Source organism: Acinetobacter sp. UBA801, assembly GCA_002296655.1.
Classification (GTDB): Bacteria; Pseudomonadota; Gammaproteobacteria; order Pseudomonadales; family Moraxellaceae; genus Acinetobacter.
Window position 1 is genome coordinate 24,295 of the sequence record DBIN01000044.1, and the last position, 10,385, is coordinate 34,679.

The window sequence follows — 10,385 nt, forward strand, 5'->3', positions numbered from 1 at the left end:
ATTGTGGATTGAAAATCCTCATCTACAATCTGTTCGCTCATCATGTTGAAAAGCCCAACCTTGTGAGATTGGGTTTTCTATCTTAAGGATTAATCGCTTTTTCTTTTTTAAATTGTGAAATGATCGTATTCATTTCAGGTTCAAATAATTCAATATACCGATCAGATAACCCGCGGCTTGAAGATGGATGTGGTAAACCTATAATCTGACAGTTTTCAAACTCACAAAAATATATTTTAAATTTTCTTCCTGAAAACTCTTTCTTTTGCTTCACTACAAAACTATCTAGAATTTCTGTACCTATAATTTCTTCAAAACGGGCTTTAACTATAGGATTTCTTAAAAGATGTATCAGCTGACTTCCCATAAACAGGATAATCTTAGGTTTTAAGATACTGATATGATTTATAAAATTATTGACCTGTTCTTCGCTCAACAGATGCGAGTAATTCGCTAATTGATGATTGCAGGTATTGGCCCAATTGGTCTGTATAATGGACTTATCAAAATCCTGACCATATTCATTACTATCAAGCGGATGCCCCCATAAAGCAAACCATCGTTTAATTCTATTATCATAGGGCCATGATAAAGCACCCTGCCCATATCTCGGAACTTTGTTACTAAAGGTACAGGCGATATTAAAATCAACTGGCTTTGCGTCCTGTGACTGCTCCTGATCTTTCTTAGAGTTACCCCATTCATAACCGCATATCATCAAACCCTGCTGATCATTCCAACCTTCAAATATCCCATTACCCAAATTTAAATCTTTATATCTGACTGATTTCATTTTAACTCAATAAAAAATTATTAAATTCATTGCATTATAAGCATTAAAAAAAGAGGCTTTCGCCTCTTTTACATGATCTTTTATGCTTGCTCTGGATTGGTCAATTCCGTCATCGGCCAGCGCGGAGTCGTGGTCACAGACAAACCATCCTGCTGCCCTGCTTTTAAACGCTGATAACCGGCAAAGGCAATCATGGCGCCATTGTCAGTACACAATGCAGGTTCTGCATAATAAACTGCTGCACGAATTTTAGCTAAATCTGCTTCTAAACGCTCACGTAAACGAGTATTTGCGCTCACGCCACCCGCAATCACCAAGCGTTTTAAACCTGTTTGCTTTAAAGCTTTTACCGATTTTTTCACCAAAGTATCAACAATCGCTTCTTGGAAACTTGCCGCAATGTCTGCATCACGGTTTTCATCACCCAGCTTTTTCATTTGTACTGAAACCGCAGTTTTTAAACCACTAAAAGAAAATTCTAAGCCTTGGTGCAACATTGGGCGTGGGAAAGCAAAAGCATTCGGATCACCCTGCTCGGCCAGTTTGGCAATATTCGGTCCACCCGGATACGGCAAGCCCATCATCTTGGCCACTTTATCAAAAGCTTCACCGGCGGCATCGTCAATTGACTCACCCAGCAGTTCATACTGACCAATGCCATACGCGGCCATCAGCTGTGAATGCCCCCCTGAAACCAGAAGTGCAACAAATGGAAATTCAGGCGGCGTTGCAGACAATAACGGTGCCAGCATATGCCCTTCCATATGATGCACGCCAATCGCAGGTTTATTTAAGGCAAATGCCAAGGTACGGCCAAATAGAGCCCCGGTCATCAAGGCGCCCATCAGGCCCGGACCGCGGGTATAGGCCACGGCATCAATATCCGATTTTTTCACACCGCTTTGCTCAAGCAGTTCGTTCATTAATGGAATCAGTTTACGCACATGGTCCCGTGAGGCCAGTTCTGGCACCACGCCGCCATATTCGGCATGCAGTTTGATCTGGCTATACAGCACCTGTCCGCGTAAACCCAACTCACTGTCGTACAGCGCGAGTCCTGTTTCATCACACGATGTTTCTAAGCCTAAAACGATCATTAAACTGCCTATAACCTGTATCAAATTTATTGCGGGAACTATTATAGACTTGTGATATGAGATGTAAATGAGTAAAATACTGACCTTCACTTGTGATCGTGGGCAATTTCGCCCAGATCTTATCCATAACTTAATGAGGATTCTTCATGCCACAAGTTAAATTGAAAGAAGGCGAACCAGTAGACGTAGCTATCCGTCGTTTCAAACGTTCTTGCGAAAAAGCAGGTGTTTTAGCTGACGTACGTAAACGTGAATTCTACGAAAAACCAACTCAAGAACGTAAGCGCAAAAAAGCTGCTGCTGTTAAACGCTACCAAAAGAAATTGGCGCGTGAATCAGTACGTACTACTCGCCTTTACTAATTAATTTGTGATTGCCTGTCTGGATTAAATGATGACGACTTTAAAAAACCAAATCACTGACGTTTTGAAAGCGACAATGCGCGCCAAAGAAATGGGTAAGTTAACGGTAATTCGTAGTCTACAGGCGGCAATTAAGCAAATCGAAGTCGATGAGCGCAAAGAGCTTGACGATGCTCAGGTTCTTGCGGTCATTGAAAAGCAAATTAAACAACGTAAAGAATCGGTTAAAGCCTTTGAAGGCGCTGGCCGAGAAGATTTAGCTAGTAAGGAACAAGCTGAAATTGAGGTGTTATCTCAGTTTCTACCAGAAGCTATGACTGAGGAAGAACTTGATTCCATGATTGCGCAAACCATTCAAGCGCAACAAGCTACTAGCATGAAAGATATGGGTAAGGTGATGAACTCTCTGCGTCCGCTCATAGCCGGGCGCGCCGATCCTGCACAAGTATCTGCAAAAATTAAAAGCAAATTAAGCTAATCAACTCATCCCAAATTTGTGTTTTTCCAAACACTCATTTAAAAGTCAGATTAAACAGGTTTAATCTTTCGCTCCAATACTATTCAGTAAAATACTAGATCAAGGATGAGATAAATTATTACTCACCCTTAGACGCTTTTTACTTTAAATCGCAGTTCACTTGATACTTTTTCAGCAATTGCATTTCTTTAGATGCGCTGACCTGCTGAATCACATCCTGTTTATTAATATTCTGATAACGACGATCCAAATAGGCACGATTTTCATCTGCTGCCTGATATAAGCGATCGACATAACGACTGACAATGCCGCAAAACTGCTGCTGTTGCTGCGGATTAAAACCCTGCTGTTGTGGATTTAACCCCCGTAAAAACTGTCGAGCATCTTGTTTATATTGCATATTAATTTCTTCGACAGCTAACACATACTGCTCTGCACTCGCAGCATAGACATTTGGCAAGTTCATCCCCAAAATAAGGCATAAATAGATATATTTTTTCATTTTCAATTCAGGGTCGTTTCAACTCAATTTCAAGTTATATTTTAGCACTGTATATTCAGTGAATAACTATTCACAGGACTCAATTGCCAAAAAGTTTGGTTTGTATTGCGCAAAAGCTTGCTCACATGGTTCGGGAACTTTGCCTTGTGTCACAGTTCCTAAACGCAAACGAATAATATCGGGTAAATCTAGCCGATAAGAATAAATCGGGCTGCCACATTCCTGACAAAATACTCGTGCTTTATTGGGACTGTGAAAATATTCTTTTAAGTATTTTAAGCCACGCACCACTTCAAAATGTTCACGTGCAACTGGACTATTCCATCCCATAATACTGCCTTGCGCACGGCGGCAATGCTGGCAAAAACATAATATTGTTTTTTGAATTTCGGCGTGGTAACGGTAATACACCGCACCACATAAACATTGTCCCTCAATCATTCTTAAACTCCTTTTCTTTATTGTTATGTCACCGTATGTACGCCTGACTTATATTTTTAACTGTCGCTCTCTTTGCATTTCAGTCACACGGTTTTTTATATTTGCCGACATCGCCTGATTGTCTTTGGCTAAGCGCTGCGCGTGCAGTAATGATTTAATTGCCTCTTCTTCCCAACCCGACCAATACTGTACTTCTGCACGATACCGTAACACATTTACGGTGCGCAAGGCAGAACTTCGGTCTGCATTTGCCGCTTGCTGCATTAAATTCCAAGCCGATAAATCACGTGGATTTTTTTGCAAGAAATCTTTCAAAATATTTTCTGCCTGTATGATTTGATTTTTGCGAATCAAAACCTCTGCCCATTTATAATTCAGCGCACGATTTTCAGGCATAATTCGCGCAGGTGAGCTAATTGTTTTAAGCGCCAAATCAGTTTTATTTTGCCCTAAATAAATGTCAGTTTGAATAAGTGTCAATAAATTATGAAGACGATTTTGACTTTTAGCCTGATCTATACTTTGCTGCGCTAAAACAAAATCGCCTTGCTGACTATAAAAATAAGCCAAAGCCAACTGCGCAGCAAAATGATTACGGTTTGCAAATGCTTTAAGCTGTTGTTCTGTCGCCTGATGAGAAACCACCAAACTATATAACTTTAAAATTTCAAAGTCATCATCACGTAGCGAGGTTGGCACAGGTGGTAATTGATTAGCACGTAAACGCGCCTCACTCATCCGCTCTGAGGTTAAGGGATGGGTAAACCAAAAATCTGGCAAGAAACTGACTCGGCTGGTGGTACGGTGCATCACTTCAAAAAAATCTGCCATGCTTTGTGGGTTATAGCCTGCGCTATACATATATTGCATGCCTATACGGTCTGCTTCACGTTCCTGATTACGGCTATAGGTCAATTGCTGATCCATTAAAGCGGCTTGAGAACCCATCATCACTGCTGCGCCTGCATCACCATCAGCTTGTGAGGCAACCAATGCCCCAACCACAACTCCAGCTAGAGCTAACAAGCCCTGCCCTTTAAATGCCTCTTGAGATCGGCTGTAATGACGTTGAGATACATGGGCAATTTCATGCGCCATTACACCAGCAACTTCATCCATATTACGGGCAGAATTAATAAGACCTGTGTTTAACGCAAATAAACCGCCTGGCACGGCAAAAGCATTAATTTGTGGATCATTGATAATGAGTAGCCCAATAGGTTGCCCCAGTTGAGTTTGGCTGAGTAGGTGCGAAAACGTATTGATTAATTGATCTTCTAGCCACGGGTTTTGCGTGACAGGCATTTTACGCTGCACTTCCCGATAGACTTTTTCGCCTATACTGCGTTCTTTTTGCTGATCGATTAATCCCACACCACTGCCTATTTCAGGCACATTAAATTGTGCTGTGGTGGTCAAATTGGCACTTTGGGTTGTCGCAATACTGGCAAAACTCAAACCGCAGATCAGTAATACACGTTTCAATGGATGATCTCAAATACATATCTTGCATAATGATTCACTATAACATTGAAAAATGAACGCATTTGCAATGATGTGTTATCAATTTTTACCTCGTCATTTCTAACTTTAGGGCTTATAGCAAGCAGGATTGACCATATATTGCGGACGACGTCCTTCAAGCGCATCAACCAAATTGTTATAAGCTAAATTTGCCATTTTTTGACGAGTTGCTGCGGTTGCCGAACCAATATGCGGCAAAGTGACGACATTATCTAACTCAAATAATGGTGATTCTTGCAGTGGTTCTTTGTCATAGACATCCAAAGCTGCAGCAAAAATTTTGCCTGCTTGCAAGGTGTGAGTAAGTGCCTGTTCATCAATGACCGAACCACGCGAAATATTGACCAAAATTGCATGTGACTGCATTAAATCCAGTTCACGCTGACCAATTAAGGCTTTAGAATCTACATTTAAATCGACTGCCAGCACCACAAAATCTGACTGTTGCAGCAATTCATCCAAACTCAAATATTCCGCATTAAACGCCTGCGCCACTTCCATTTTTTCACGACGATTATGGTACAGTACACTCATATTAAAACCATGAAACGCACGACGCGCGATAGCAGCACCAATATGCCCTAAACCCACAATACCGATAGTTTTACCATAAATATCCTGTCCAAACTGCGCTGCGCCAACGGTACGTTTCCATTGTCCTTGTTTAGTCCACCGGTCTAAATATGGTACTTGTCGTGCTGCACTCATCAATGAGGTAAAGGCTAAATCTGCTGTGGTTTCAGTCAAGACATGCGGTGTGTGGCAAAGGCTAATCTGTTGCTGGGTTAAATAATCTACATCATAGTTATCATAACCTACACTTACACTCGAAATCACTTTGAGTTTGGTCGCAGTATGTAAATTGCTTTGATTAAGCAAGCGCCCTGCACCAATCATCCCATCGGCATCTTGCACAAGCTCAAGCAACTGTTGATTCACATCACCCACTTTAGGGTTGACCTGCACCACCAGATAATCTTGCTCTAGCTTACTTAAAATTTCTGCATCAATTTGACTAAATACCACCACTTTTTTACGCATGATTATCCCTGTTCCGTGTCAACAATTGCTTAAATGGGTAAATTTTTAAATATCAGAATTAGCTTAGGCTTTAAGCTGTAACGATGTGGCTTGTATCACATCCCACAGGTTTTTTTTCAACAGTGGCTGATCTAGCATTTCTTGCAAACTGGCTAAATGCAAACACTGTTCAGATCTAAAATGTGGTAATTGACCTAAAATTAGCATGTTTTTGTCTGCGCTTAAGACATCAACAAAACCTTGTACATAATTCTCTACCCCTATGCCGTCTTGTAATACTTCTAAGGCAAAAGGCCATTGCAATACATGATATTCAGCCTGCAGCGCATGCTGAATATTACGCCACAATTGTTGCTGTTTCTGACTCAATGCAGTGCTTTCTACCAAAATAACACAATACGGTAACTGTAAAGCTTCAATGCTAAAGGCTTCGACCTGCAGCATGACACGTGCTTCAGGAATATCATCTGGCACAACCACTTCAACTGCTGTATGTTGCGGAGATGGTTCTTGCTTAGGCTCTTCGTGAATAATTGGCTGTTGTTGTTTTAATTGCTGATTGACTGCAGCTGGAACAATAATGTCACTGTGTATTTCAGGGGCAGCTTGGTCGCGCCAAACCGATGATTGTAGCAAAGTTTGAGACACAGCCGTTCTAGAAACCCAAATATCGATTCCCAAACTGGCTAAAATGTCACGCTGATGCCCCATCATGTTTATCATCACCTATCTAATTTTTCGCTGCACATTTTCATCAGAGAACAATATGCAAGATAGCACCTATTCTACCTAGAAAGACTGCACGATGCTGTGCTTTCTTTCACCCAATCTGACCTATTCGTATTTTCATAAAAATCTGGTTTAAACACACCTAATCAATAAATGTCACACAATCATCAAACTGTTTTGTTTTTGCATTTGCTCAACAATTTCTTCGGTTTTAAAACCTAGACGCCAATAGAGCAACTCCAAAACATCCAATTCATCCTGGGTGATAATACGGTCATTCCACAAACAAATTTCAGCAATGCCTAATACCATCAGTCGATCACGCAGCAACAAACCAGCCATATCATTTAAAATTTCTGATAAATCAATCGGTTCATCTGAAATTTCCTCATAAGTCATAAGTTCATCTGAAGTTAAAACACGCTCTAAAATACGTTCGCGTACATCTAACTGATTGACGCTATTAATTTGCTGCACATGCAATAAAGCATCAATTAAACGTACAATTTGCGGTTTCACTTCATGTAACGCTGCAGGCGTATGTAACGGCAGCAAATTTAATTCAAACTTAATTCGCTCTAGCAACAAAGCATCTAATAAACCAATCTCACCATCTTCCTGAATGATTTTTGCCAGTTTGGTTAAAAACTGCCGCGCGATACTCAACGGCATACCGCTAATATTTTTACATGCGTCATGGAAAATAGAGATATGTACTCGCCCATCCAAATTTAATAAGGCATCTACAATTGCACGGCTTACTTCTGCTTCAGCAGGAATAAATTCACGATATTGGCGAATCATCAAAATGGCGACAATCACCTCACGCGAACCCGTTGCCGTTTGCAAAGCACGCTGAATCAACTCTGGACGCGGCATGTTATTGCGAATTTCAGGCTTGAGAGGCTTCATTGCATCATTAATTGCAAAGCTAATTGGTGATAAGCGCAGCAAAGGTAAAGGTTGTGGAGAACTCCAAGGCGCATAATATTCCGCATCCATTTCTTCAAGCGAGCGAAATAGGCTAAACAAAGGTTGATTGCGTAAACGCTTCAGATTTTCCAGCTGCAAATCTTGTACCAAGGTTGGATCAAGTTCAAAAATACGTGCCTCGATACTTGGATGAATATTCATCCAACTTTGTGGACTGAGTGAATTGGCAAAGCACATATGCGAGATAGATTCAGAATATTCACTATGAATTTGCGAACCCGCATGATGCACATAAATCCGCAGCAAAGTTTGAATATTGGCATTGTTTTGAATCAAGCGTTTGGTTTTTAAATCATTTTTAAAGGTACGTCCGCTTAAGCTAATGTATTTAATTAAGCGAGTAATCAACACTCCCAAACTACCAAATAACCAAATGCCACCACCCACAGCAACAAAAAAAGTCGCCAGTTTATGTGGGGGTGCATCACGATGCTGTCCAAAGCCAAGTTTGGCGATGCTACTACCCCACTTACTAAACGTGGTTAGGCTACTGTAGAGGATTTTAAGCTTAGTATTATCAATGGTTTCACCACTTAAAATATGGTTAAACTCATGGCTAAGTAGTCCATACAGCTCTTGTTCATCCAAGTTTTGCAAAGCACCCCAAGTCAAAATAATCACAATGTCTTTATGACTAAAGCCTGCTGTTAAGGCATTTACTCCAATTTCATCGGGCAATACATATACGGTGGGTACTTCAATTTGAAAAGTATCTGCCAATTGTTCGGTCAGTTTAAGTGCAGTATTCTCTTCTGGGGTACTTTCAAACTGGGTTAAACGACGCGCACCCAATTGTTTTGCCAAGGAGTGACCGCCTGAACGAAAAACGTAAAATTCCAAAATGACGGATACCATCATAATCAGCACTAAAACTGTAATCCAGTATGGGCTTAGACTGTGCCAATAAATAGACTGGCTTGAATCGACATAAAAAACCAACAGACCTAAAACTGTGTTTAAGATAAACAGGGTCAAAGCGACTGCAACCAAACATAAAATTGCAGACCAAATCATATTTTTATTTTTAATCAAGTAAGTACCAACAGACTTCAATGTAAACATCCTGAATTACATTGTATTTGAGCCACCATCATAAATGAAAAAAGCGGGAATTTCCCGCTTTTCTCACTGAGCTGACCAGAAAAAATTAACTCTCTTTCACACCAGTTAAGTCTACTGACGCAGCATCAATATTGACATCAATATAACCATCTTTGCCTTTTTTAGCGAAGTCGTTACGCTTTTGCTCAAGATCATTCAGATAAGCTTCATCAATTCCGCCAGCCACATATATACCATCAAATACTGAACAATCAAATTCAGTCAAATGCGGTACTTTATGGGTACGAACGGCTTGTTTTAAATCTTCTAAATCTTGGAAAATTAAACGGTCTGCACCAATAATTTCACGAATTTCTTCGACATTACGGTTAGACGCAATTAACTCATCTTTGGCTGGCATATCGATACCATACACATTTGGATATTTCACCATTGGCGCTGCAGAAGCAAAGAATACTTTTTTTGCACCTGCATCACGTGCCATTTGGATGATTTCGTTACAAGTCGTGCCACGAACAATTGAGTCATCCACTAACAGTACATTTTTGCCTTTAAACTCAAGCTCAACAGGGTTCAGTTTTTGGCGCACTGATTTTTTACGCAATTGCTGACCTGGCATAATAAAGGTCCGTCCGATATAGCGGTTTTTCATAAAACCTTCACGGAACTTAATCCCTAAAGTATTTGCCAATTCTAAAGCTGAGGTACGCGATGTATCTGGAATTGGAATCACTACATCAATATCATGCTGCTCGCCCCACTCTTTGGAAATTTTATGCGCCAGTTTTTCACCCATTTTTAAACGGGCTTTATACACAGAAATACCATCAATGGTCGCATCGGGACGGGCAAAGTACACATATTCAAAAATACATGGGCGATATTCAGGTTTAGCGGCACATTGCTGGCTAAATAATTCACCAGCATCATTAATAAAAATCGCTTCACCTGGCGCAATATCACGCTCAACTTTAAAGCCAAGTGCAGTAATTGCCACAGATTCTGATGCAATAATATATTCCATACCCTGTTCAGTTTCACGCGAACCATAAATCAATGGGCGAATACCATTCGGGTCACGGAAGCCAACCAAGCCCTGACCTGTAATCATTGCAACGACACCATAAGCCCCTTTACAGCGCTCATGCACACGGCTGACCACATGGAAAACATCTTCAGATGTCGGGTTTAATTTGCCCCGTTTTTGCAATTCATGTGCAAATACGTTTAATAACACTTCAGAGTCAGAATCGGTGTTCATGTGACGTAAATCTGTTTTAAACAGATCTTCGTGAATTTCTTCGGCATTGGTCAAATTCCCATTGTGTGCCAAAGTAATCCCGTACGGCGAGTTCACATAAAA

11 protein-coding genes are annotated in these 10,385 nt (G+C 40.7%); 2 read left to right on the forward strand and 9 right to left on the reverse strand.

All coding sequences use genetic code 11. The features are described 5' to 3' along the window. Positions 1 to 82 precede the first annotated feature (82 nt). Positions 83 to 793 (reverse strand): hypothetical protein, encoded by a 711-nt coding sequence (locus tag B2W49_RS09125; protein WP_291339644.1) that lies wholly within the window; start codon positions 791 to 793, stop codon positions 83 to 85. 80 nt (positions 794 to 873) lie between these two features. Then, entirely contained in the window at positions 874 to 1,890 is a 1,017-nt protein-coding gene (tsaD, locus tag B2W49_RS09130) for a tRNA (adenosine(37)-N6)-threonylcarbamoyltransferase complex transferase subunit TsaD (RefSeq protein ID WP_291339646.1), read from the reverse strand. Between the two features lie 146 nt (positions 1,891 to 2,036). On the opposite strand from tsaD, the gene rpsU reads away from it, so the two are divergent. Both rpsU and B2W49_RS09140 read left to right on the forward strand, forming a co-directional pair. Then, positions 2,037 to 2,252 carry a 30S ribosomal protein S21 gene (rpsU, locus tag B2W49_RS09135; protein WP_001136722.1) on the forward strand — a complete coding sequence of 72 codons (216 nt, stop codon included), beginning with the start codon at positions 2,037 to 2,039 and terminating at the stop codon, positions 2,250 to 2,252. 31 nt (positions 2,253 to 2,283) lie between these two features. Further along, positions 2,284 to 2,730: a GatB/YqeY domain-containing protein gene (locus B2W49_RS09140; RefSeq protein ID WP_070155989.1), complete on the forward strand. Its 447-nt coding sequence runs from the start codon at positions 2,284 to 2,286 to the stop codon at positions 2,728 to 2,730. 139 nt (positions 2,731 to 2,869) lie between these two features. Here B2W49_RS09140 and B2W49_RS09145 read toward each other — a convergent pair whose 3' ends face one another. The 7 genes from B2W49_RS09145 to purF all read right to left on the reverse strand — a co-directional run. After that, entirely contained in the window at positions 2,870 to 3,232 is a 363-nt protein-coding gene (locus tag B2W49_RS09145; protein WP_070155991.1) for a hypothetical protein, read from the reverse strand. A gap of 66 nt (positions 3,233 to 3,298) precedes the next feature. Continuing rightward, the gene (locus tag B2W49_RS09150) at positions 3,299 to 3,673 is read right to left on the reverse strand and encodes a GFA family protein (RefSeq protein ID WP_070155993.1); all 375 of its coding nucleotides are present in this window, start codon (positions 3,671 to 3,673) and stop codon (positions 3,299 to 3,301) included. A gap of 48 nt (positions 3,674 to 3,721) precedes the next feature. Then, complete coding sequence (locus B2W49_RS09155) at positions 3,722 to 5,158, reverse strand: M48 family metalloprotease (protein WP_291340360.1); 1,437 nt, start codon at positions 5,156 to 5,158, stop codon at positions 3,722 to 3,724. Between the two features lie 105 nt (positions 5,159 to 5,263). Beyond that, positions 5,264 to 6,238 carry a 2-hydroxyacid dehydrogenase gene (locus B2W49_RS09160; RefSeq protein WP_291340362.1) on the reverse strand — a complete coding sequence of 325 codons (975 nt, stop codon included), beginning with the start codon at positions 6,236 to 6,238 and terminating at the stop codon, positions 5,264 to 5,266. Positions 6,239 to 6,301: 63 nt separating this feature from the next. Continuing rightward, positions 6,302 to 6,952: a hypothetical protein gene (locus B2W49_RS09165; protein WP_291340364.1), complete on the reverse strand. Its 651-nt coding sequence runs from the start codon at positions 6,950 to 6,952 to the stop codon at positions 6,302 to 6,304. A 171-nt stretch (positions 6,953 to 7,123) separates the two neighbouring features. Further along, positions 7,124 to 9,013, reverse strand: a complete 1,890-nt coding sequence (locus B2W49_RS09170; protein ID WP_291340412.1) for a M48 family metalloprotease — start codon at positions 9,011 to 9,013, stop codon at positions 7,124 to 7,126. Between the two features lie 94 nt (positions 9,014 to 9,107). Then, a partial coding sequence (purF, locus tag B2W49_RS09175; RefSeq protein WP_291340366.1) for an amidophosphoribosyltransferase occupies positions 9,108 to 10,385 on the reverse strand: 1,278 nt, incomplete at its 5' end.

Coding starts and splice junctions, on each gene's coding strand:
- B2W49_RS09150 (WP_070155993.1), bottom strand. CDS start 3,673: ATGATTGAGGGACAATGTTTATGTGGTGCGGTGTATTACCGTTACCAC.
- B2W49_RS09140 (WP_070155989.1), top strand. CDS start 2,284: ATGACGACTTTAAAAAACCAAATCACTGACGTTTTGAAAGCGACAATG.
- tsaD (WP_291339646.1), bottom strand. CDS start 1,890: ATGATCGTTTTAGGCTTAGAAACATCGTGTGATGAAACAGGACTCGCG.
- B2W49_RS09160 (WP_291340362.1), bottom strand. CDS start 6,238: ATGCGTAAAAAAGTGGTGGTATTTAGTCAAATTGATGCAGAAATTTTA.
- rpsU (WP_001136722.1), top strand. CDS start 2,037: ATGCCACAAGTTAAATTGAAAGAAGGCGAACCAGTAGACGTAGCTATC.
- B2W49_RS09125 (WP_291339644.1), bottom strand. CDS start 793: ATGAAATCAGTCAGATATAAAGATTTAAATTTGGGTAATGGGATATTT.
- B2W49_RS09165 (WP_291340364.1), bottom strand. CDS start 6,952: ATGATGGGGCATCAGCGTGACATTTTAGCCAGTTTGGGAATCGATATT.
- B2W49_RS09145 (WP_070155991.1), bottom strand. CDS start 3,232: ATGAAAAAATATATCTATTTATGCCTTATTTTGGGGATGAACTTGCCA.